The following is a 22,332-nucleotide window of genomic DNA, read 5'->3' as shown; positions in this document are numbered from 1 at the left end:
TCACTGCGACGATGGCTGCCCCGATGTTGTCGCAGTGTCTGCACGCGCATCCCAAAACGCACAACGATGACGCTGCACGAAGTCGGGCGTTGCGCCGATCCCGTGCGGCGACAGCGTCAGCGGCGTGTCGCCGTCAAAACGCGACCACGGCGGGCGCCCGCCGCCGTTGGGGTCGCCAGTGCGTGCGAAGGCACCCCAGTAATCCTGCATCGTATTGGCGAACGCCTGCTGCGCCGGACTGAACTGCGGCGTGCCACTGAGCACCCACGGGCGCTGAAACAGATATACCAGTTCAGAGGCATGGAAAGCGCCCAATGCAGGCGAAAACGGCAGGCGTAACAGACCGTACGGCGCGTGCGGGTCGTCGAACTCGTAGGCATACACCGGCGCATGCGTGCGCAAGGCCCGTCCCAGCCGGCGTGTGGGGCAGGCGAAGCCACCATCGGTCACGATGTCGGCGAACGCCTCCCAGCGCGATTGTGCGGCAACGGCTGCGTATTGCCTCAGGACCGGGACAGGCGAGGCATGCATGCGTTGCACGCGCGCTTCATAGCCGCTGCGCAGGTTGAGCTTGCCGATATAGGACAGCAGTTGCGCAAACAGGCGCCCTTCGTCGCGATTGGTGCCCATCAGTACCGGCACCTGCGCATGCCGGCCGCTGGCGATTGCAGCGGCCGGTGGCAGCGGCAAGGCCTGGCCACCGGACATCGGCGCCCACGCATCGCTGCCGGTCAGGCCGCGGCGTTGTGGTGCTGCATCGGCCAGCGTGTCGGCCGGCAGTGCGCGCAGGCATGCGGCCACATCGCGCGCGTGCGCGCAGCCCAGGCTTTGTGCCATACGCACGCCGCCATTTTCTGCCTCGCGCTGCGGCACGCTGGAATCGCTCGCCAGGCAGCTGCCGCTTTGCAGGATGGCGCGTTGAAACAGCCCCGCCGCGCCGGGCGAAGCGAGCTGATAACAGATGCTCCACGCACCGGCCGATTCGCCGAACACGGTGACGTTGTGCGCATCGCCGCCGAACGCGGCGATATTGCCTTGCACCCAGCGCAAGGCCGCCTGCTGGTCGAGCAATGCATAGGCGCCTTCGCCTTCGCCACGCAGGCCTGGATGCGCGTAGAAACCGAATACGCCCAGCCGATAGTTGGCTGCCACCACAATCACATCCTCGCGCGCAGCCAACGCGCTCAGGTCGTAGTCGACATTGCTGCCCAGTTCCAGCGCGCCGCCATAGATCCACACCATCACCGCGCGTGGATGCGCCGGTGCGGGGCCGGGCGGTGCGTAGACATTGAGCGTGAGGCAATCTTCGGACACGTGCTTCTGCCCGACGCGATAGCGTGGCAGACAAGCCGGGCCGGCCTGGGTGGCATCGCGAACCTGGGTCCATGCGGTCGGCAGTTGCGGTGCACGAAAGCGCAGCGCGCCCACCGGCGGTGCTGCGAACGGCACCCCCAGGAATGCCCGACCCTGTGCACCGGCCACACCGCGCACCGGGCCGGCCGTTGTCTGCACCACCTCGGCACGCGCATCAGGCGCGTGCACCAGCGCCGGCACCTCGCCGGGACGGCGCGGTGCGCAGCCAACCAGCAGGCAGGCTGCCACCAGAAAAGCACCAAGGGAGTTCAGTTCACGCATGCGCCAGGGTCTGCTGTGGGATGAAAGCGTCCGTCATCATCCCGATGGCACGTGTAGGCCAGGAAAACGGCCGGCTAGTGCGCTGGGATGTGTATCGCGCATTGGCATCCACACCTGGCGCAACAAAAAACCCAGCCGTGTTACCGGCTGGGTTTCGTTGACCGTCGCGGGGGCGGCGATCAGGCCTCGGCGTCTTTCTTGTACGCATCCACCGGGATGCAGGCGCACATCACGTTCTTGTCGCCGTAGACGTTGTCCACGCGTGCCACCGGCGGCCAGTACTTCTGCTGCTTGAGGCTGGGCAGCGGGAACGCGGCCAGCTCGCGCGGGTAGGCATGCGTCCACTCGCTGGCCGACACCTGCGTTGCGGTATGCGGCGCGTGCTTGAGCGGGTTGTCTTCGCGGTCCAGGCGGCCGTCTTCGATGGCGCGGATCTCTTCGCGGATCTGGATCATCGCGTCGATGAAGCGGTCCAGTTCGTGCTGCGATTCGCTTTCGGTCGGTTCCACCATCAGCGTGCCGGCGACCGGGAAGCTCAACGTCGGTGCATGGAAGCCGAAGTCGATCAGCCGCTTGGCGATGTCTTCGGCGCCGATGCCGCTGGTCTTCTCCAGCGGGCGCACGTCGAGGATGCACTCGTGCGCCACCAGCCCGTTGCGGCCGGTGTAGAGCGTCTTGTAGTGCGGTGCCAGGCGCTTGGCAATGTAGTTGGCGTTGAGCAATGCCACTTGCGTTGCCTTGCGCAGACCGGCGCTGCCCATCATGGTCACGTACATCCAGCTGATCGGCAGGATCGAGGCAGAGCCATAGCTGGCTGCGCTGACCATGCCCACGTCGCCTTCGCCGCCCAGCGTGCGCGGCAAGAAGGGCGCCAGATGCGACTTCACCGCGCACGGGCCCACGCCCGGGCCGCCACCGCCGTGCGGAATGCAGAAGGTCTTGTGCAGGTTGAGGTGCGACACGTCCGAGCCCCACTTGCCGGGCTTGGCGACGCCGACCAGGGCATTCATGTTGGCGCCGTCGGTGTAGACCTGGCCGCCATGCGCATGCACTGCTTCGCAGATGGCCACCACGTCTTCTTCGAACACGCCGTGGGTGGACGGGTAGGTGATCATCAGCGCCGCCAGGCGGTCGGAATATTTTTCCGCCTTGGCGCGAATGTCATCCACGTCCACATTGCCGTTGGCATCGCACTTGGTCACCACCACGGTCATGCCGCACATCTGCGCCGAAGCCGGGTTGGTGCCATGCGCCGATTCGGGAATCAGGCAGATATCGCGATGCGCTTGCCCGCGCGAACGGTGATAGGCGCGGATCGCCAGCAGGCCGGCGTATTCGCCTTGCGCGCCGGAATTGGGTTGCAGGCTCACCGCATCGTAGCCGGTGCATTCGACCAGCATCGCTTCGAGTTCGCCGATCAACTGCGCGTAGCCGGCGGACTGCTCGGCCGGAGCGAGCGGATGGATGGCGCCGAATTCCGGCCAGGTCACCGGGATCATCTCGGCGGTGGCGTTGAGCTTCATGGTGCAGCTGCCCAGCGGGATCATGGTGCGATCCATCGCCAGGTCCTTGTCGGCCAGCGAGCGCATGTAGCGCAGCAGTTCGTGCTCGCTGTGGTGGGTGTTGAAGACCGGGTGGGTGAGGAACGGAGTGGTGCGCAGCAGGCCTTGCGGCAGCGCATCGGCCGTGGCCGCGTCCAGCGCGTCCACATCGGCCGTGGCACCGAACAGCTGCGCCAGCGCAACCACGTCGGCGCGCGTGGTGGTTTCGTCCAGGCTGATGCCCACCGCCTCGCTGTCGATGGCGCGCAGGTTGATGCCAGCCGCACGCGCACCGGCGTGGATGGCATCGGCATCGATCGCCTTGACGTGCAAGGTGTCGAAGAAGCGCTCGCCAACGGTGACACTGGCGCTGCGCAGTGCGGCCGCCAGGATCGCCGCCAGGCGATGGGTGCGGCGCGCGATGCGGGTCAGGCCGTCGGGGCCGTGGTAGACCGCATACATCGACGCCATCACCGCCAGCAGCACCTGCGCGGTGCAGATGTTGGAGGTGGCCTTTTCGCGGCGGATATGTTGCTCGCGGGTCTGCAGGGTCAAGCGATACGCCGGGTTGCCGGCGGCATCGATCGACACGCCGATCAAACGGCCGGGCATCGAGCGCTTGTAGGCATCGCGGCACGCCATGAACGCTGCATGCGGGCCGCCAAAGCCGAACGGCACGCCGAAGCGCTGCGAGTTGCCGACCACGATGTCCGCGCCCCATTCGCCCGGAGCGGCGATCAGGGTCAGCGCCAGCAGATCGGTGGCCACCGCGACCAGGCCGCCTTGCGCGTGCACGGCGTCGGCCAGTGCAGCGTGATCGCCGATATGACCGAAGCTGTCCGGGTACTGCAGCAGCACGCCGAAGCACTCGGCCTGCAGCGCTTCTTCCGGCGTGCCGACACGCAGCACGATGTCCAGCGGCTCGGCGCGCGTGCGCAGCAGTTCCAGCGTCTGCGGATGCACTGCGTCGTGCACGAAGAACGTGGTGGACTTGGACCTGGCCGAACGCTTGGCCAGGGTCATCGCCTCGGCCGCGGCGGTGGCTTCGTCCAGCAGCGAGGCGTTGGCGATCTGCATGCCGGTGAGGTCGGCGCACAGGGTCTGGAAGTTGATCAGTGCTTCCATGCGGCCTTGCGAAATCTCGGCCTGGTATGGCGTGTAGGCGGTGTACCAGGCGGGGTTTTCCAGGATGTTGCGCAGGATGACCTTCGGCGTGTGGGTGCCGTAATAGCCCTGGCCGATGAAGTTGCGGAACACGGTGTTCTTGTCGGCGATGGCGCGGATCTTGGCCAGCGCTTCTTCTTCGGTGATCGCCTCGGGCAGCGCCAGCGGCGCCGGCGACTTGATGTTGCCCGGCACGATGGCATCGGTCAGCGCATCCAGGCAGGCATGGCCGACCACGTCCAGCATCTGGGCGATTTCCGCGTCGTTGGGGCCGATATGGCGCTCGACGAACGCGCTGTGGTGTTCGAGGTCGCGCAGGGAAGACGGGGTCTGGGACATGGCGGGCATCCGGGGTAGGGGCAGACGAATGGTCGACCCGCACCACGGCCGGTTATGACACGCATGCGCGCACCACGACCTGCCGCAGCAGCGGTCTTCCTCGCGCCCCTCTGTCCTTTTGCCTGAGAGTTTAAAAACGCGGCCTGGCGCGTGGCCTGCCTGCGTTTCGTGCCCCTTCGGCGCCGGCATCGGCCGGTCTCTCCAGAGTTGTACTGCGGATGGTATCGGGCCTGAGCGATTACGGGCTGTTGCGCCTTCGGCAGCGGCAGTGCCGCTTCTCCCACCGTGTTGCGGGCCGATTATAGCGTGGCTGCCGGTTGCCCGGCGCGCCCGCGCGCACCCGTCTGCCTGCCGGCTGCACTTGGGTTTGCTTAACCTTGCCGGCGCAAGCGCCTATCATCGGCGGCCGTGTGCGCATGCCGGTGCCGCAACAAGCGGACGCCGGCGCGCACCCCATGCACTACCGCCGCGGACCCCTGAATGCCCCCCACCACGCCTTCCACCCGTCGCATGGCGCTGCTGCTGGCCGGGCTGGCGATGTTCGGCCCGTTTTCGATCGACACCATCTTCCCGGCGTTCTCGCAGCTTAGCCGCAGCCTTGCGGTGGACCAGGTGGCGATCCAGCAGACCATCAGCGTCTATCTGCTGGCGTATGGCCTGATGAGCATCGCGCACGGGCCATTGTCCGATGCCTGGGGCCGCAAGCGGGTGATCCTGGGCGGGCTGGCCTTGTTTATCGCCGGCTCGATCGGATGTGCACTGTCGCAAGACTTGCCCACGCTGCTGGCATTCCGCGCGCTGCAGGGCCTGTCGGCCGGCGTGGGCATGATCGTCGGGCGGGCGGTGATCCGCGACCTGTTCCATGGCCCGGACGCGCAGCGGCTGATGAGCCAGATATCGATGATCTTCGGGATCGCACCCGCCATCGCGCCGATCATCGGCGGCTGGATCCTGCTCAGTGGCGGCGGCTGGCCGTTGATCTTCTGGTTTCTGGTGGTGTTCGGCCTGGTGCTGCTCATCGCAACCCTGACCTGGCTGCCGGAGACCCATCCGGTGGAGGCGCGTACGCCGCTGCAGTTCAGGTGCCTGTTGCAGGATTACGTGCGTATCGGCTTCAACCCGCGCTTCCAGCGCCTGGCCGCTGCCGGGTCGTTCAACTTCGCCGGCATCTTCCTGTACATCGCCTCGGCGCCGGTGCTGATCATGCAGCACCTGAAGCTGGGCGAAGGCGATTTCGCCTGGCTGTTCATTCCCACCATCGGTGGCATGACGCTGGGCTCGTTCCTGTCCGGGCGCATGGCCGGGCGCATGCAGCCGGTGCGGCAGATCCGCATCGGCTTCATTTGCTGCGGGGCGGCGGCGCTGGTCAATCTGGCCTATACCGTTGCGGTGGCGCAGATTGCGCTGCCATGGGCGGTGCTGCCGATCTTCCTGGCCGGCGTGGGCATGGCGCTGATCTTCCCGATCCTGGCGCTGGCGGTGCTGGACATGTACCCGCAGCAGCGCGGCCTGGCGTCTTCGCTGCAGGCCTTCACCCAGTTGATGACCAATACGGTGGTGGCCGGGGTGCTGTCGCCGCTGCTGAGCGAACATCCGCGGCATCTGGCGATCGGCATGACCGGTTTTTTCTTGCTGGGCTGGCTATTCTGGCGCTGGGAGCGCCGCAGCGGCCGCCGTCTACGGCACCGCCAGGCCACCGAGGCAGTGCCTCTGGAGCCGGCCGACCATCTCTGACCTCACAGGAGCCTGCATGTCCACCGATTCCAAGTTGCGCCGCGATGCCCGCAAGCGCGCCGCCGAGCGCCAGCGCAACCAGGCCGCCGCCAATCCAGCGCCGGTGTCCCCGATCGAACCGCATGCCGAACTCCGCGACCAGCAACGCACCCTGTTGGCCGGCATCGTCCGTCGCGACGGCGAATGGGTGCTGGGCATGGACGGCCGCATCGCCGGCGAAAGCACCAGCGCCGCCCAGGTGCTGGCGCTGATCATGCGCGCGGCCGAGTTGCACGAACGCCAGGGCACCCCGGTGCGGCTGACCTACTCGGACGCCCTCAAGGACGCCGCGCACGCCGAAGCCCGTGCCGACGGCATGGAGTTCGAGCAGTTCAAGACCAGGTTGAGCGAGCGGTTGCAGGGCGGCACCAAGCTCAATTGAGCCGGGTCGCAGAAGCGCGTTCAGCGACAAGGCGTCTTGTCATTGCCGCGATCCGGCAATGACACGGGCAATGCGTGTCAACGAGCTGCAGCAGGCGCAGTCTTCGTTGTAGCCGGAGTGGCAGCCGTTGCCTGCCACCCGCACATCTGCCACTGATTCTGCTGCTTCAGCCAGTCGCTCATCGGCGCGAAGTATTCCAGCATCGGGCCGGCATCGAGTTTGTCGTTGCCGGTGAGTTCCTTGAGCGTGGTCTGCCAGGGTTGGCTGGAACCACGCTGCAGCATCGACCAGAACTTCTGCCCGGCGTCCTTGTTGCCGTAGAAGCTGCATTCGTACAGCGGCCCCTGATGGCCGGCGGCCTGGCACAGGCCTTTGTAGAACTGGAATTGCAGGATATGCGCCAGAAAATAGCGCGTGTACGGCGTGTTGCCCGGCACGTGGTACTTGGCGCCAGGGTCGAAGAATTCTTCGCCGCGCGCGCTGACCGGCGCCACGCCCTGGTACTTGGCTTTGAGTTCCCACCAGGCCTGGTTGTAATGCTCGGGCGTGATGGAGCCGTCGAACACGCCCCAGCGCCAGCGGTCGATCATCAAACCGAACGGCAGGAACGCCACCTTGCTCAGCGCCATGCGCATCTGCGAATTGATCAACGACTCGCGGCCGGTCTGTTGCTCGCCCACCATGCCGATCGATTGCAGGTATTTGGGCGTCATCGCCAGCACGATGGTGTCGCCGATCGCTTCGTGGAAGCCATCGTTGGCGCCATTCTGGAACAGCGGCGGTAACGGGTTGTAGGCCAGGTCGTAATAGATGTGGCCCAGCTCGTGGTAGATGGTGGTGAAGTCTTCTTCGGTCGGTTTGATGCACATCTTGGTGCGCACATCCGCGCCGATGTTCTGGTTCGCCTCGCCGCCCATGTTCATGTCCCAGGCGCTGGCGTGGCACACCACGTCGCGGTCCAGCGGCTTGATGAACTGCGAGCGCTGCCAATAGGTGTCCGGCAGCTTGGGCATGCCCAGCGATGTGTAGAAATCCTGCGCGCGTTCGGTCATCTGCTTGGCGGTGCGCAGCTGCGCTTCGCGTTCGGCGTTGAAGCGTGCGGCCGCGCCACCATCGCCACCGGCGTTGCGTGCCAGCACTGCGGTGAGGTTGCCCTGATACTGCTTTTCCAGCGCGGAGGTGATGTCCAGATCGCCGGCCCCCGGGTAGGGCTGCAGCAGATCCCATAGATTGCTCCAGTCCTGCTGCCACATATTGCCCATCAGATGGGCCGGCAACAGGCCGCCGGCGACCTCGCCCTTGTCTTTGCCGTATTGCGTGTCGAGTTTGCCGCGCGCATAGCACTGCAACTGCGCATACAACGGTTTGACCTGTTCCCATAGGCGGTCGGTTTCGCTGGCCAGTTGCGCCGGCGGCATGTCGTAGCCGCTGCGCCATAGCAGCCCGACGTCGGCGAAACCCAGCCCGCGTGCGCCCTCATTGGCCAGCTCGACGAAGCGTTGGTAGTCCTTGCGCATGGGTTGCGCAGTGCTGTGCCAGCCCTGCCAGGCGTCGAGTTGCTCGTTGTAGTCGCGGCTGCTGGCCAGCACTTGCTCCAACTCGCCGAGCTGGCGGCAGCGGCGCTGCTCGCCTTCGCCCACGCAGTAGCTGCCGGCGCCGTAATCGCCTTCCATCTTGGCGGCGATGCGGGTGAGTTCGGCCAGCTTGGCCGGGTCGCGCGGTGCGGGCAGGGCACTCATCAACTTGAGCAACTGCAGCGCACGCGCACTGTCGGCCGACATCGGTGTGCCGGCGTACTGCTTGGATTGTTCGATCCACCGATCCAGCTGCGCCAGCGAGCGTTCGTTGGCCTTGGCCGCCAGCAACTGCGAATCGCCGTTGATATAGGTCGACGACAGCCACTGCGCAGCGGTGGTTTCCGGATAGGCCGCCTTGTATTCGGCGCTGATGCGCGCAACGAACTGGTCGGCGCTTTCGGCCGGCGCGGTCTTGGTCGCGACAGGTTTGTCCGGTGGTGCCGCATCCCGGCGGCAGGCCGACAAGCTCAAGGTGCCGGCAGCCACGGCCAACGCCAGCAACAGCAAACGAGGATTCACGGGTGGTCCTTGCAGTGAAGTCCGGCGAAGGCTAGAGCGCGCCGGGTTTCAGGGCAAGGGGCAGCGCCCGCCACGCATGCGATGGGGCGGGCAGAGGCAGGCGTTGGCGATCAGCGCAGCGTGGTGCCGGTGCACTTGGCGAACAGGTCGCGCTCGGGCGCATAGACGCTGGTCTTGACCTGCATCAACCCAAGCACAGACGGGAACAGCGCATCCTGATCGGTGTATTGCCCTGCACGGTGGCGCAGGCAGGCTTCATCCAGTCCCCGGTCGCGCGCAAACTCGGGCGAGAACCACATCACCATCGGCACATGGGTCTGCTCCTTGGGCGCGATGGCATACGGGACGCCGTGCAGGTACAGGCCTTTTTCACCGAGCGATTCGCCATGATCGGAGAGATAGATCATCGCCGTGTCGTAGTCCGCCAGGCCGCGCAGCGCATGGATGGCCTGATTGAGGAAATGGTCGGTGTACAGGATCGAATTGTCGTAGGCGTTGACGATGTCCTGGCGGCCGCAGCTGCCCAGGTCCGCGGTCTTGCACACCGGTTTGAAGCGTTCGAATTGCGCCGGGTACCGCTCGAAGTAGCTCGGGCCATGGCTGCCCAGCTGATGCACCACCACCACGCGGTCGCCAGGCTTTGCGCGCACCTGCGCAGCCAGATCGCTCAGCAGGATCTCGTCCATGCAGCGGCCATCGGCGCACAGGCCCGGTGTGGTGGCATCGTCCAGCTTCTGGATCTCCAACCCGTCGCACACGCCCTTGCAGCCGGACTGATTGTCGCGCCACAACGTCGAGATGCCAGCGTGCTCCAGTACATGCAGGAACGACTGATGGCCACGGATCATGTCTTCGTTGTAATCGCGACGGCCGTAAGGGGAGAACATGCAGGGCACCGAGACCTCGGTGCTGGTCCCGCACGAATGCATGTCGGGGAAATTGATCACCCCTGCCTGTGCCAGCTCCGGCGTAGTCTGCCTGGCATAGCCGTTGAGACCCCAGTTCTGCGCGCGTGCGGTTTCGCCCAGCACCACCAGCAACAGGCGCGGGCGGCTACCCGGCGCGCGCGGTGTTGCCGTGGCGTCGTGTTCGATCGGCTGTTTGGGCGCGCGCTTGATCGGCGATTCGGATTTGAGGTTTTGCCGCAACGCCACGATGTAATTGATCGGCGTGGCCAAATAACGCACTTCGCGATGATTGCGCATCAATGCCGAAATATCCTGCGACGAGAGCATGGCGCCAGCAGCGCCGACCACCGCCACCACCAGCAGGAACCCCAATCGCACCAGCACCGTCTTGCCCACGCTGCGTGCGCGCAAACGTGTGCGCCACAGCAATGTGGTCGGAATCAGGAAATAGCACACCAGTGGCAGGATCAGACCCGGCGTGAGCAACTCGCGCGATTCCTTGTGATCGGTATGCAGCACGTTGCGCAGCATGTCCGCATCCAGATAGACGTTGTAGCTGTCCATGTAGTGCGCGGCCAGGGCTGTGGTGAACAGCAGCAGCGTCAGCAGCGGCTTTGCATTCCAGCGCCAGACCAAAATGCCCAGGAGTAGCGCATGCACGGCCACCAGCAACGCCATCAACGAGATCGCAAACCCGATGCTGCCCGGATGCGTGGCCATGGCTGTGCGCCAGAACAACTGATTGCACACCAACGCGAAAAACAGGCTCGACAGCAGCACCAGCGCTTCGGTCGACACCGTCGGCCGCGTACTCCATGTGAGCGCGCGCAGGCCACTACGCTTGCGCGGTTCCGGCAACCAGGTACTCATGCTGCATCCCCCGAGAGCAACATCAATCCAAGCGCGCGACGCGGCCTTTGCAGCATCACGCAGTACAGGGCAAGTGCGCTCACCCAGCACACCGCCAGCGACCACAGGTCGTGCGAGAGAAAATGCGCGCCGCGCAGTTGTTGCGCAACACCGAAAATGAGACCTGCTGCCAAGCCTATGAACAAATCTGCAAACCGCCATGCAGGACGGAGCGCCAGCGCACAAAAATACAGCGCCACCCACGCATAGCCAGCGCTGGCATGGCCGGCGGGAAAGCAACCGGACGCGGCAATACCGTGGCGCGATTCGAATAGCCCGATCATCGCTTGCGTACCGCCATAGCGGCTCAGATCCCACGGGCAATCCATCGCCGTCCACGACTTGAGCAGCGACACCAGCGAAGTCGACAGTGCGACGGAGGCGGCCAGGTAGGTCAGCGGCCAGCGCAGCACCTTCAGGCGTGGCCTGCACCACGCAACAATGGCCAGCACCAGCACGCCGACTCCGGCTGCCGTGCTCAACCATTTACCCACGCGGTGGATCACGCCACTGGTGAACCAGTGGTCCTTGAGTAGCCAGTGCCCGCCTTCCAGCCGATACAACGCATCGGCAACCCATTGGTCGCCACCGGCGCCCATCAGCAGCGCGCTCGCCAACAGGACGCAAGCCAGGGGCAGCCACAGATGGCGCACAAGGAAGTGCGTCTCCATGCCGCTGGCGGTATGCGCCACGGTCGGCGCACGGATGGGAAGCGTTGTCATCGAGATGGCGGCCTGTGTCAATGCCCGACATCTTCGAAACCCGGATGTCGGAAAGCTGTCGGACCGGGGTTGCTCGGCCGTTAATCCGCCACCAAGCGTTCAGTCTGCATCGCCTTCGCTACCGGTTTGTTCGGCGTCGGACGCGGTGGCGATGCAACCGGCATGCCATGCCGTGCCCGGCAGCAATTGCCATTGATTGCGATTGGACTCGCCGATATCGATGCGTTGCGCCGGATCGATACACGCCGGCACCGCCTGCTTGAGCACGAACAGCCAGCGGGTGTGCGGCGCTTGCGCAAGCCACGGGCCGGCCTTGGCCCATTGGTCCTGCCAGCTCGCCTTGAAGCCGAAATCGGTGACCGGGCGATCGGCCTGCAGTAGGTTCTGCTCGCGCCAGGCCAGCATGCCCAGCTCTGCGTCCGGGCCGATGCGCTGGCCCACGCGCTGCATCAAACGTGCGGACGAACTGTAGGGATCCAGCGCCGGCATCAACCCCAGTCCGGACACCGTCCACAGCGTTGCAGTCATGACCACCAGCGCGGCGCCCGCGCGTTTACCGCGCGACCATGCAATCGCGGCCAGGCCGACCACGCCCAGGCCGATCAACCAGAAACCCACCGACTGCAGCGAGGCAAGCTCCATGCCGCGCTTCACTGCAGTGTTTTCGGCCCAGTGCAGATGCAGCGTAATGCCGCCGCCCAGCACCAGCCCGGCGATGGCAAGCAGCAGCACATATCCGGTCAGCAGCATTCGCACGCCGCGCCGGCGCAACAACCCGGCCAGCAAGGGCGCCGCGGCAACGCACAGCGCCGGCAGCATCGGAAAGATATAGACCTCGCGCTTGCCCGGGCTGGCGCTGAAGAACAGCAGCACCAGCATGCTCCAGGCCAGCAGCAGCACATAGCGTGGGTCGCCGCGGCGCAATCGCCTCCACCAGGCCGGCAGCAGCCACGGCAATAACAGGCAGCCGGGCAGCCACAAGGTGGCGATCACCTGCAGGTAGTACCAGAACGGTTTGACGTGATGCCAAGCGTGCGCATAACGCGTGCCGGTCTGCTTGAACAACAGCTCGTGCGCGTAGGCATGCAGCTGCGGGTCGTCGCTGTGCCACAGCGCGATGCCCAGCGGCCCCAGCCACACCGCGGTACCGGCCAAGAAAGCCGGCAGCACCAGTCCCCAGCTGCGTCCTGCCAGCGCGCGCGCCGGCAACACGCTCCAATGCGTACGCCGCAGCGCCATCCACGGCAGCAACAGCAGCAGCGGCAGAAAACCGACGCCCTTGGTCACCGTGCCGACGCCGGCAGCAAACAGGCCCAGCGTCCAGGCGCGCCAGTCCGGCCCGCGCAGCAGGTGCCGCAGCATTCCCCACAACGACAGTGTGGTCAGCGCCACCAGCACCATATCGATCTGCGCACGCTTGGCCATCAGGCCGAACTGCAGCACCGTGAACAAGGCCAGCACCGCATAGGCCGCCACGCGCCGAGTCCACAGCCGGCGCGCGATATCCCAGGTCAGCCACAACGTGGCCAGCGCAGCCAGCAGCGACGGCAGCAGGAAGGCCACCGGCCAGTGCGGTATCAGTTCGTAGGTTGCCGCCTGCAGCCACATGAAGACCGGTGGTTTTTCTGCGTACAACTCGCTGCCACGGTGCGGCAGCAGCCACTGACCGGTCTCGACCATGGTGCGCGCGGCCAGCACGAAGCGCGGCTCGTCCGGCGGATTGGGTTGGCGCATGCCCAGCCCGGCCAGCAGGCTGACAACGATCAACAGCAACGCCACCAGCAGCGCGCGCTGGCGGGATGAGGAGGCAGCGATGGCAGGCGACACGCGCACGCCCTGAGTAAATGCGGGCAGACACTATCTGGCAAGTGGGTCGGAATTTTGTCGGAGCCGAGCCCGCGTGGTCGCGCATCGCAGCGCAGGCATCGTCGTGCGCGGGTGCTGGAGCGCAACCGATTGGAAGGCCGTACCGGCGATACCGGTTGCGTTTGGCCGGCCTCGGTTAGGATGCGCACACTGTGCCTGCCGGGCCGTCCTGGAACCCCGCTCATGCGGCTGCTGGTCATTGAAGACAACCGCAATATGGTTGCCAACCTGTTCGACTATTTCGAAGCGCGCGGGCATACCCTGGACGCTGCGCCCGATGGCGTCACCGGCCTGCATCTTGCGACCACCCAGCATTACGACGCACTGATCCTGGACTGGATGATGCCGCGCATGGATGGACCGGAAGTGCTGCGCCGGCTGCGTGAGCAGCACCAGTCCGAGCTGCCGGTGATCATGCTCACCGCACGCGACGAACTGCCGGACAAGATCGCCGGTTTCCGCGCCGGCGCCGACGACTACCTGACCAAACCCTTCGCGTTGCCCGAGCTGGAGGTGCGCATCGAAGCCTTGCTGGCGCGTGCGCACGGCCGTCGCCGCGGCAAACTGCTGCAAGTGGCCGACCTGCGCCTGGATCTGGCCACGCTGGAAGCGACGCGCGCCGGCCAGGTGCTGCACCTGTATCCGGCCTGCCGCAAGTTGCTGGAAGTGCTCATGCAGGCCAGCCCGGCCGCGGTGACGCGGCAACGCCTGGAGCAATCGTTGTGGGGCGACGACCCGCCCGACGGCGACATGCTGCGCTCGCATATCTACGAGTTGCGCCGCAGTGTGGACGGCCCGTTCGCGCAAAAACTGATCCATACCTTGCCGCGGCTCGGCTACCGGCTGGCGCAGCTGGATGCGGCCGATGCGCCTGGCGCTGGCGACTGTAGCGATGTCTAAACAGCGCCCGTTGGGTCGCCGCGTGCTGGTATGGTTGTTCGGCTACACGCTGTTGATGACGCTGGCGGTGTTCGGCACCGCGCAGTACCTGCACGAACGCGCCGAACACGGCGTGTGGCGCTCGCTGCTGAATTCCGAACTGGACAGCATCCTCGAGCGCAGCCTGCAGGATCCGGATTACCGTTGGCAGGACTCGGACACCTTGCGGCTGTACCGGGTCGACGACGTCGCGCGCACGCCGCCGGTCTTGCGCACCCTGCATCCCGGCTTGCACGACGGTCTGGAGATCGCTGGCCGCCAGAGTGCCGTGATGGTGCGCGACACCGCGCATGCCGGCCGCCTGGCCCTGGTGCTGGACATTACCGATTTCGAAGCGCTGGAAAAATTTCTGACCCGCTGGATGCTGGCCGCTGGCATCGCGCTGATCGGCATCACCTTGCTGATGGGCGCCTATGCGATGGCCCGGCTGGTGCGCCCGCTGGTGGAACTTGCGCGCGACATCGGCGCGTTGCGTCCAGAGCGGCGCGCGCAGCAGATTGCGGTCGGGCCACAGGGCAGCGCCGAGCTGTACGTGATTGCCGATGCGCTCAACGATTATCTCGAGCGCAATAGCCAGTTCGTCGACCGTGAGCGGGCTTTCATCGACAGCGCCAGCCACGAATTACGCACGCCCATCGCGGTGATCGGCAATGCGGTGGAGCTGGCGCTGGACCAGCCCGGCACGCCGCCGGCGGTGCGCCACCAGCTGCAGCGCATCGCGCAGACCAGCGCCTCGGTCGAGCAGTTGATCACCTTGCTGCTGGTGCTGGCCAAAGATCCTGGCCGGCTGGTGCGCAGCAGCGATGCGTTGCGGCTGGATCAGTTGCTGCCGGACATCGTGGCCGACCACACGCACCTGTGCGCCGACAAGGATCTGCAACTGGTCGTGGCCCCGCTGCCGCCGTGCAGCGTGGTCGCCCCGGTCGCCATCGTGCAGACGGCCATCGGCAACCTGCTGCGCAACGCCATCGAAAACAGCGACCGCGGCATCATTCGCATTTCGCTGTCGGCGCCCGGCGTGGTCTGCATTGCCGACCCTGGCCATGGCATGACGCCCGAAGAGATCAGCGCCATCTACACGCGCCTGGCGCGCGGCAACGTCCGCCAGGGGAGCGGCATCGGGCTGGAACTGATCGGACGCTTGTGCGAACACCTGGGCTGGCATCTGCAGCTGGATTCCAATGCCGGGCAGGGCACGGTGGCTACGCTGGATCTCTCCGGCGCCACGGCAACGGGATCCTGAGGGCGATCACTTAACCGACTGCACTCACGCCAGGCGGTGCGTCCGCTATTCGATACTGCAGGTGCCACGCGTCCGCCGCGGGTCCTGCGAAGGCGCCACAGCGGCCCGATGCCTGTTCGCTGCAGACGCTGCTCGCTGCGGGTGGGCCGCCGCCTGAACGCGCCGCGCAAGCTCAGGCAGGCAACAGGCCGCGTGCGTCCAGCCAGCTGCGCGCGTTCTCCGCGTCCTGCTCGAACCAGGCGCGCGTGGAGCCCAGCCGATACGTATAGCCCCAGCTGTCCATGTCCGCCATCAGGCGCGCGCTGCCTACACCAGGCAATTGCTCGGCCAGCAGGATCTGCAGGTAACAGGTGGCGTCTTCTTCCTCCACCGAATCGGTGGCGTCGGTATGCACCGCAGCGCGTTTTTCCGCAGGCAGCACGATCAGATGCCCGGCTTCATGCAGCAGCGAATGCACCGGCGTGTCGTCGCGCACATACACATCGCAGCCGATGATGCCGGCTTCCGGTTCGCCCCAGAAACTGCCGGGAATCGCTGCACCGGCCCCCACGCGATGCAGGCGCAGGCCATAGCGCGCGAGCAGGGCGGCGGGTGCGTCCAGGCCGATATCGGCCACGCACAGGACATCGGCAGCGCTGGGTGTTGCGGAAGTGGCGGTCGTCACACGCAATGGCTCGCGGTCGGGTCACATGCGACAACGGCACCCTGCGAACGCGGTGCCGTCGTTTGCGCTTACTTGTCGCCGTCTTCCGGCAGGGCGACCGAAATATCCAGCACGTCGTGTTCGCCATCCTTGACCAGATCCACACGGACCGCATCGGCATCGATGTTGACGTACTTCTTGATCACTTCCAGCAACTCGCGCTGCATCAGCGGCAGGTAATCCGGCCCGCCGCGGTGGTTGCGCTCCTGCGCAATGATGATCTGCAGGCGGTTCTTGGCCGTCTCGGCGGTGTTCTTCTTGCTCTTGAGAAAATCGAGCAGGCCCATGCTTACCCTCCGAACAGCTTGCTGAAGAAGCCTTTCTTCTCCACGGATGTGAATCGCATCGGGCGCTCCTCGCCCATGATGCGGGCGACTGCGTCGTCGTACGCCTGGCCAGCCGGGGATTCGGCATCCAGGATCACCGGCTCGCCCTTGTTGGAGGCGTTGAGCACGTCGCCGGATTCGGGAATCACGCCGATCGCCTTCAGGCCCAGGACTTCTTCCACGTCGGTGATGCTGAGCATCTCGCCGCCTTCCACGCGGCCCGGGCTGTAGCGGGTCAGCAGCAGGAACGCCGGCACGGCCTTGCCTTCTTCGGCCTTGCGGGTCTTGGAATCGAGCAGGCCGATGATGCGGTCCGAGTCGCGCACCGAAGACACTTCCGGATTGACCACCACCACCGCGCGGTCGGCGAAGTACATCGCCAGGAACGCGCCTTTTTCGATACCGGCCGGCGAATCGCAGACGATGTAGTCGAAGCCGTCGGCGGCCAGGTCCTTGAGCACCTTTTCCACGCCTTCCTGAGTCAGCGCATCCTTGTCGCGGGTCTGCGAGGCGGCCAGCACGTACAGGTTCTCGAACCGCTTGTCCTTGATCAGCGACTGCTTGAGCGTGGCTTCGCCGTGCACGACATTGACGAAGTCGTACACCACACGCCGCTCGCAGCCCATGATCAGGTCCAGGTTGCGCAAGCCGACGTCGAAGTCGATGACCGCCACCTTCTTGCCGCGCTTGGCCAGCCCGCAAGCCAGGCTTGCGCTGGTGGTGGTCTTGCCGACGCCGCCCTTGCCGGAGGTGACTACGATGATTTCAGCCAAAGGATTTCTCCGAATATTTCTGTGGTTGGGCCGCGTCAATCAAGCGCAGCGATCTTGATCTGATCCTGCTCCAGCCAGACCTGGACGGCCTTGCCACGCAGGTCCATGGGAACATCGTCCAGCACCTTGTAGTGGCCAGCGATGGCAACCAGTTCGGCGTGGAAGTCGCGGCAGAAGATGCGCGCGTCGGGGTTGCCCTGCGCGCCGGCCAGAGCGCGGCCACGCAGGGTACCGTAGATATGGATGCTGCCGTCGGCGATGACCTCGGCCCCGGCACCGACCGTACTGAGTACGGTCAGGTCGCAGTTCTCCGCGTACAGCTGCTGACCGGAACGCACCGCGGTGCGCTGCATCCGGCCCGGAGCCGGTCGCGCGGCCGGCGGTGCCGGTTCGGCACGTACGGGCGGCGGCGGTGGCGGCGGGCTGACCGCGGTCGGCTCGTACTGCGCGCGAAATTTGGCCAGCAGCGGCACGCCCAACTGCTTGGACAGCAGGTCGATCTCGCTGGTGCCGTAGGCCAGCGCCACCGGCAGCACGCCGGCATCGCGCAAGCCGTCCAGCAGGGCCTTGGCCGTGGACAGGTCCGGCACCTGCGACAGCCCGCCGAAATCCAGGATCACCGCCGCACGGCCGAACAACTTGGGCGCGCGGGTCACGCGTTCGCGCATTTCCTGCACCAGCCGCGGCACATCCAGGGTGCGCACGCGCAGGTTGGCAATCCCCACTTGGCCGATCTTCAGCTCGCCGGCCTGTTCAAAATCCACATTCACACTTGCCACAACTCAGCTCCCCGTCGATGGGCTAGCGGTGGTGGCGGCATGACGCGGCCGTCCCACCCACGGCAAGTGGTCGGGCAACTTGCCGCCATAGGTCTCTTTGACCCACCGATAGCTGCACATGTCCTTCATCAGCATGCTGGCGCGCACTTCCACATCGGGCATGGTGTTCTGGCCAACCTCGCGGAAGCCGAAACTGCCATGGAACAGCAAGGCCGCATCGGCGCCATGGTCCAGGAACACCTCGCACGCCAGCTGCGGGTAGCGCAGCTCGGTATAGCTCTGCACATCGGCATAGAACGCCCGCCCGACGCCGCCGCCGCGGCGGCGGCTGGCGACCACGATGCGGTCGATATAGAAGAATTCCGGGTAACGGTCCCGGAACCAGGCGAAATTGCTGCTGTCGTGCGCACTGCCGCTTCCGAAACCGACCAGAAACCCGGCCAGGTTACCGTCGCGCTCGGCGACGCGGAAATACTCGGCCTGCTCATAGAAACGTTGCAGCTTGGTTGAATCCAGCGGCAGGATCGCCAGTCCGGCATTGTTGTTCAGGGCCAGGACGGAATCGAGCTCGTGCTCGCGCACGTCGCGGATGACGATCGACATTGGGACTCCGTGAGGTAACGCGTCGACCCGAAATCGGATCTGCGTTGGATTATTACATGCGTGGCCTGAAGCGGCGACCCAGCGCATGCGATCGGCCGGCGCGCGGCAGGTGCCGGCGTGCAACGGCGCGCCAGCACAGGCGCTGTGCGGGCCCGACATCCGCGACCCGTGCGCGCGCAGCATGCATGACTTCCGGCAAGAGGGCAGCGCGCTCGCTTACGCCTAAGATGCGGACATGTTGGGATACCTCAGTCATACGCGCGTCCTGCGCTTCGCCGGCCTGTTCACCTGGGCGATGATCGTCATGCCCTTGGTGTACACCTACTGGCCGCCGGCCGAAGAGGGCGACCACCGCAGCGTGGCCGAGGCGGTGATGATGTCGGCATTCTTCATCGGCTTCGGCGCCAGCTACTTCTGGTTGACCCGCGGCTTGAACAGCGGCGGTCACGCGCACTGGTACGACCGGTTGATCCTGTTGCTGCTCACCATCTGCGCGCTGGCGGTGAGCTATCTGAGCGGAACCGGACTCGGCAGCATCCTGATGATGGTGGCGGCAGGGGTGATCCCGTGGCTGCTGCCGCTGCGCGTGGGCGTGCTGTGGCTGGTGCTGAGCCAGCTGGCGGTGCTGCCGGTGTTCTACTACCTGCGCCCGGACTTCACCCTGTTCGCGGCGCTGATGCAGTCGCTGTTGTATGGCGGATTTTCGATGTTCATCTTCGTCACCAGCCTGGTGGCCCGCCAGCAGACCGATGCGCGCGAAGAGCAGCGCCGGCTCAACGCCGAACTGCGCGCCACCCGCGCACTGCTGGCCGAGAGCGCGCGCATCAACGAGCGCACCCGCATCTCGCGCGAGCTGCACGACCTGCTCGGCCACCACCTCACCGCGCTCAGTCTCAACCTGGAAGTGGCCGGCCACATCACCGAGGGCCAGGCCCAGGAGCATGTGCGCCAGGCGCACACGCTGGCCAAACTGTTGCTCACCGATGTGCGCGAGGCGGTCAGCCATCTGCGCGACAGCGGCGCGATCGACCTGGAAGCGGCGCTGCGCCCGCTGGTGACCCAGGTGCCGTCGCTGGATATCCACCTGGATATCGCCCAGCCGCTGACCCTGGACGACCCCGAGCGCGCCCACGTGCTGCTGCGCTGTACCCAGGAAATCATCACCAATGCGGTGCGCCATGCCGGCGCGCGCAACCTGTGGATCCAGGTGCGCCGCGATGCCGATACGGTGCTGATCGACGCCCGCGACGACGGCCACGGCGCCGATGCGGTCGCGCCCGGCAACGGGCTGCGCGGCATGCGCGAGCGGCTGAACCAGTATGGTGGGCAGCTCGAAATTCAAACCCGGCGGGGTGAGGGCTTTGGCCTGCGCATCGCCGTTCCAGGCGCGCCGGCACTGATGCCTGCGGCCGTGACCCAAGGAGTGTTGTGATGATCCGTGTGTGCCTGGTCGACGATCAAACCCTGGTGCGCCAGGGGATCCGCTCGCTGTTGGCGCTGGACGACGGCATCGAGGTGGTGGCCGAGGCCTCCGACGGCAAGCAGGCGGTGGAGCAGATTCCGCAGATCCAGCCGGACGTGGTGCTGATGGACATGCGCATGCCGGTGATGTCCGGACTGGAAGCGCTGCAGATGCTCTCGCGCAACGGCGCCCTGCCGCCGACGATCATCCTGACCACCTTCGACGACGACCAACTGGTGCTGGCCGGGCTCAAGGCCGGCGCCAAGGGCTATCTGCTCAAGGACGTTTCGCTGGAACAGCTGGTCGGCGCCATCCGCACCGTCGCCGACGGCGGCTCGCTGGTGCAGCCGGCGGTGACCCAGCGCCTGCTGTCGGGCTTGGAGCACATGCGCAACGAGTTCGTCAGCCTGGACCGTCCCGATCCGCTCACCGACCGCGAGACCGAGATCCTGCGGCTGATGGCGAGCGGGTTCTCCAACAAGGAAATCGCCAACTCGCTGGGCGTGGCCGAAGGCACCATCAAGAATCACGTTTCCAACATCCTCTCCAAGCTCGGCGTACGCGACCGCACCCGCGCGGTGCTGAAAGCGTTCGAGCTGCAGCTGGTGTGAGCTCGGCGCCGCGCCCGCCTGCAGCAGGCGCCGGACTCGCATTCAGGCCGCTGCAGCGTCGGTCGGACCGCGAGACGGGCGGCCCATGCCGCCTGGCAGCGGCAACATCACACGCACGCAGCGCGTGATGTGCATGATAGCGGCGCGCAATCGCCCAAGCCCTTGTGCAGGTTGGGATTGCGCATCCCCCAGGCGCCGCGTTACGCGGTGAATGACACCGCAAGACCGCGCTACCCGTCGCACAACTGAACATCTTTCTCGAAGCCTGCTAGGATGGTGGCTTCGCTTCACTCAACCCGGCCGTGGGATCGGCCCCGGAGACCTCCTGAATGACCCGTATTATCGAGTTCCTGATCGCCTTGGGGATCGTGGCTGGCTTGTTTGTCGTGGTGGGCTTGGTGTTGCCCTCGGAGCGGCAGATGTCCGAGAGTGTTGAGACCAACCGCAGGATGACGATTGTTTACGACACCGTGAACAGCTTCCGTCGTTTCAAGGATTGGAACCCGCTTGTGCTGCGTGACCCGAAGATCCAGCTGAAGCTGGCCGGCCCGGAAGAAGGCAAGGGTGCACGCGTCGAATACAGCTCCACCGAGGGCTATATCGGCAACGGCAGCTGGGAGATCACCAACAGCGTCAAGAACGAGCGTGTTGAGATCGCAATCGAAGATCCCACCAAGGGCTACGACAAGGTCACCAATTTCACCCTGGTGCCGACCGGCAAGAACAACAAGAACGTCAAGATCACCCAGGATTACAGCGTCAAGTACGGCTGGAACCTGTTTGGTCGTTATGCCGGCCTGTACGTCAGCCGCCATGTGGGCGACGACCTGAAGCTGGGTCTGTCGCGTCTGGCGACCGCACTGGCCACCGTGCCGAACTTCGACTACCGCGCCGAGCTTGACGGCAAGCCGGTGTTGAGCGACCTCAAGATCGTCGATGTGCCGGCCGAGGACCTGTTGGTCGTCACCGCGGGCAACATCGATCGTGACAACGAGACGATCAAGAAGTCGATCAAGGACAACCAGGAGTGGATCAAGCGCGTGATGGATTCCAACGGCCTTGAGGCGGTTGGCCCGGTGCGCATCGTGACCACCGACTTCGCTTCCGACAAGTACGCCTTCGACGTGGTGCAGCCGGTGCGCAAGCGCGCTGGTGGTGCTCCGAAGACCGATGCCAAGGCCGACGCCAAGAAGGACGACGCGGCTGCTGCGGCACCCGCCGATGCAACCCCGGTGGCTGCAACGGGCGAAGAGCTGAAGCTCAACATTCCGTCCGAGGCACCGGTGAAGTACCAGCGGGTTCCGGCGCACCGTTCGGCATTTGCGACCTACGCAGGCCATATGGCCGGCCTGGATGCAGTGCGTAACTCGCTGCGTGCCTGGGCCGCCACCAGCGGCATGGACGTGACCGATCGTCCGTACGAATCCTGGAAGGGTGGCGTGGACAAGTCGTTCACCCAGGACGGCACGTACGACGTCTACTGGGCCATCAAGTAATCGTCTCACCACGATGAGCTGATCCAGACGAAAACGCGCCGCAGTCTTGCGGCGCGTTTTTT

The 22,332-nt window shown here is 65.6% G+C and carries 18 protein-coding genes and 1 riboswitch; of the genes, 7 read left to right on the top strand and 11 right to left on the bottom strand.

What is annotated here, in order from left to right; translation table 11 throughout:
* Together J7367_RS05510 and gcvP are read right to left on the bottom strand one after the other, a co-directional pair.
* The gene (locus tag J7367_RS05510; RefSeq protein WP_057658413.1) at window positions 1-1,635 is read right to left on the bottom strand and encodes a carboxylesterase family protein; all 1,635 of its coding nucleotides are present in this window, start codon (window positions 1,633-1,635) and stop codon (window positions 1-3) included.
* Window positions 1,636-1,814: 179 nt separating this feature from the next.
* The gene (gcvP, locus tag J7367_RS05505; RefSeq protein WP_176214954.1) at window positions 1,815-4,688 is read right to left on the bottom strand and encodes an aminomethyl-transferring glycine dehydrogenase; all 2,874 of its coding nucleotides are present in this window, start codon (window positions 4,686-4,688) and stop codon (window positions 1,815-1,817) included.
* A gap of 91 nt (window positions 4,689-4,779) precedes the next feature.
* A riboswitch (glycine riboswitch) is annotated at window positions 4,780-4,894 on the bottom strand.
* Window positions 4,895-5,159: 265 nt separating this feature from the next.
* On the opposite strand from gcvP, the gene J7367_RS05500 reads away from it, so the two are divergent.
* Both J7367_RS05500 and J7367_RS05495 read left to right on the top strand, forming a co-directional pair.
* A complete protein-coding gene (locus J7367_RS05500; RefSeq protein WP_057658410.1) occupies window positions 5,160-6,413 on the top strand; it encodes a multidrug effflux MFS transporter in 1,254 nt (417 codons plus the stop codon).
* A gap of 16 nt (window positions 6,414-6,429) precedes the next feature.
* Window positions 6,430-6,834 carry a hypothetical protein gene (locus J7367_RS05495; protein WP_003484384.1) on the top strand — a complete coding sequence of 135 codons (405 nt, stop codon included), beginning with the start codon at window positions 6,430-6,432 and terminating at the stop codon, window positions 6,832-6,834.
* 77 nt (window positions 6,835-6,911) lie between these two features.
* Here J7367_RS05495 and J7367_RS05490 read toward each other — a convergent pair whose 3' ends face one another.
* From J7367_RS05490 to J7367_RS05475, 4 genes are all read right to left on the bottom strand, one after another.
* A complete protein-coding gene (locus J7367_RS05490; RefSeq protein WP_057658408.1) occupies window positions 6,912-8,930 on the bottom strand; it encodes a M2 family metallopeptidase in 2,019 nt (672 codons plus the stop codon).
* Between the two features lie 110 nt (window positions 8,931-9,040).
* Complete coding sequence (locus J7367_RS05485) at window positions 9,041-10,708, bottom strand: phosphoethanolamine--lipid A transferase (RefSeq protein ID WP_057658406.1); 1,668 nt, start codon at window positions 10,706-10,708, stop codon at window positions 9,041-9,043.
* The gene (locus J7367_RS05480; protein WP_057658481.1) at window positions 10,705-11,469 is read right to left on the bottom strand and encodes a phosphatase PAP2 family protein; all 765 of its coding nucleotides are present in this window, start codon (window positions 11,467-11,469) and stop codon (window positions 10,705-10,707) included. Before J7367_RS05480 ends, J7367_RS05485 begins: the two co-directional genes overlap by 4 nt.
* Window positions 11,470-11,568: 99 nt before the next feature.
* Complete coding sequence (locus tag J7367_RS05475) at window positions 11,569-13,302, bottom strand: glycosyltransferase family 39 protein (RefSeq protein WP_033480948.1); 1,734 nt, start codon at window positions 13,300-13,302, stop codon at window positions 11,569-11,571.
* Between the two features lie 216 nt (window positions 13,303-13,518).
* On the opposite strand from J7367_RS05475, the gene J7367_RS05470 reads away from it, so the two are divergent.
* Together J7367_RS05470 and J7367_RS05465 are read left to right on the top strand one after the other, a co-directional pair.
* Window positions 13,519-14,235: a response regulator transcription factor gene (locus J7367_RS05470; RefSeq protein WP_003484375.1), complete on the top strand. Its 717-nt coding sequence runs from the start codon at window positions 13,519-13,521 to the stop codon at window positions 14,233-14,235.
* Complete coding sequence (locus J7367_RS05465; RefSeq protein WP_057658404.1) at window positions 14,201-15,517, top strand: HAMP domain-containing sensor histidine kinase; 1,317 nt, start codon at window positions 14,201-14,203, stop codon at window positions 15,515-15,517. The genes J7367_RS05470 and J7367_RS05465 overlap by 35 nt, the downstream gene beginning before the upstream one ends.
* Window positions 15,518-15,689: 172 nt before the next feature.
* On the opposite strand, the gene J7367_RS05460 is transcribed toward J7367_RS05465, so the two are convergent.
* The 5 genes from J7367_RS05460 to J7367_RS05440 form a co-directional block, all read right to left on the bottom strand.
* Entirely contained in the window at window positions 15,690-16,181 is a 492-nt protein-coding gene (locus tag J7367_RS05460; protein WP_007967551.1) for a hypothetical protein, read from the bottom strand.
* A 68-nt stretch (window positions 16,182-16,249) separates the two neighbouring features.
* Window positions 16,250-16,507, bottom strand: a complete 258-nt coding sequence (gene minE / locus J7367_RS05455) for a cell division topological specificity factor MinE (RefSeq protein ID WP_003484370.1) — start codon at window positions 16,505-16,507, stop codon at window positions 16,250-16,252.
* A 2-nt stretch (window positions 16,508-16,509) separates the two neighbouring features.
* Window positions 16,510-17,319 (bottom strand): septum site-determining protein MinD, encoded by an 810-nt coding sequence (gene minD, locus J7367_RS05450; protein WP_005930297.1) that lies wholly within the window; start codon window positions 17,317-17,319, stop codon window positions 16,510-16,512.
* A gap of 35 nt (window positions 17,320-17,354) precedes the next feature.
* On the bottom strand, window positions 17,355-18,098 hold the full coding sequence (gene minC, locus J7367_RS05445) for a septum site-determining protein MinC (RefSeq protein WP_057658403.1): 744 nt from the start codon (window positions 18,096-18,098) through the stop codon (window positions 17,355-17,357).
* 3 nt (window positions 18,099-18,101) lie between these two features.
* Window positions 18,102-18,701, bottom strand: a complete 600-nt coding sequence (locus tag J7367_RS05440) for a GNAT family N-acetyltransferase (protein WP_022559866.1) — start codon at window positions 18,699-18,701, stop codon at window positions 18,102-18,104.
* Between the two features lie 235 nt (window positions 18,702-18,936).
* Between J7367_RS05440 and J7367_RS05435 the strand changes: the two genes are divergently transcribed.
* From J7367_RS05435 to J7367_RS05425, 3 genes are all read left to right on the top strand, one after another.
* Complete coding sequence (locus J7367_RS05435) at window positions 18,937-20,133, top strand: sensor histidine kinase (protein ID WP_007967548.1); 1,197 nt, start codon at window positions 18,937-18,939, stop codon at window positions 20,131-20,133.
* Window positions 20,133-20,774, top strand: coding sequence for a response regulator transcription factor (locus tag J7367_RS05430; RefSeq protein ID WP_005915638.1), 642 nt, complete (start codon window positions 20,133-20,135; stop codon window positions 20,772-20,774). The genes J7367_RS05435 and J7367_RS05430 overlap by 1 nt, the downstream gene beginning before the upstream one ends.
* A 329-nt stretch (window positions 20,775-21,103) precedes the next feature.
* Window positions 21,104-22,270 carry an SRPBCC family protein gene (locus J7367_RS05425; RefSeq protein WP_007967544.1) on the top strand — a complete coding sequence of 389 codons (1,167 nt, stop codon included), beginning with the start codon at window positions 21,104-21,106 and terminating at the stop codon, window positions 22,268-22,270.
* The last annotated feature ends 62 nt before the right edge of the window (window positions 22,271-22,332 follow it).

Origin of the sequence: Xanthomonas sp. D-36-1 (genome assembly GCF_017746155.1) — a bacterium.
Taxonomy (GTDB): Bacteria; Pseudomonadota; Gammaproteobacteria; order Xanthomonadales; family Xanthomonadaceae; genus Xanthomonas; species Xanthomonas cissicola.
Note: the sequence above shows the minus strand (reverse complement) of the source record. Positions and strands in the feature narration are given on the sequence as shown.

Bases quoted from the DNA above. Each gene is read 5' to 3' on its own strand.
- J7367_RS05510 (WP_057658413.1), bottom strand. From the start codon at position 1,635: ATGCGTGAACTGAACTCCCTTGGTGCTTTTCTGGTGGCAGCCTGCCTG.
- gcvP (WP_176214954.1), bottom strand. From the start codon at position 4,688: ATGCCCGCCATGTCCCAGACCCCGTCTTCCCTGCGCGACCTCGAACAC.
- J7367_RS05500 (WP_057658410.1), top strand. From the start codon at position 5,160: ATGCCCCCCACCACGCCTTCCACCCGTCGCATGGCGCTGCTGCTGGCC.
- J7367_RS05495 (WP_003484384.1), top strand. From the start codon at position 6,430: ATGTCCACCGATTCCAAGTTGCGCCGCGATGCCCGCAAGCGCGCCGCC.
- J7367_RS05485 (WP_057658406.1), bottom strand. From the start codon at position 10,708: ATGAGTACCTGGTTGCCGGAACCGCGCAAGCGTAGTGGCCTGCGCGCG.
- J7367_RS05480 (WP_057658481.1), bottom strand. From the start codon at position 11,469: ATGACAACGCTTCCCATCCGTGCGCCGACCGTGGCGCATACCGCCAGC.
- J7367_RS05470 (WP_003484375.1), top strand. From the start codon at position 13,519: ATGCGGCTGCTGGTCATTGAAGACAACCGCAATATGGTTGCCAACCTG.
- J7367_RS05465 (WP_057658404.1), top strand. From the start codon at position 14,201: ATGCGCCTGGCGCTGGCGACTGTAGCGATGTCTAAACAGCGCCCGTTG.
- minE (WP_003484370.1), bottom strand. From the start codon at position 16,507: ATGGGCCTGCTCGATTTTCTCAAGAGCAAGAAGAACACCGCCGAGACG.
- J7367_RS05440 (WP_022559866.1), bottom strand. From the start codon at position 18,701: ATGTCGATCGTCATCCGCGACGTGCGCGAGCACGAGCTCGATTCCGTC.
- J7367_RS05435 (WP_007967548.1), top strand. From the start codon at position 18,937: ATGTTGGGATACCTCAGTCATACGCGCGTCCTGCGCTTCGCCGGCCTG.
- J7367_RS05430 (WP_005915638.1), top strand. From the start codon at position 20,133: ATGATCCGTGTGTGCCTGGTCGACGATCAAACCCTGGTGCGCCAGGGG.
- J7367_RS05425 (WP_007967544.1), top strand. From the start codon at position 21,104: ATGACCCGTATTATCGAGTTCCTGATCGCCTTGGGGATCGTGGCTGGC.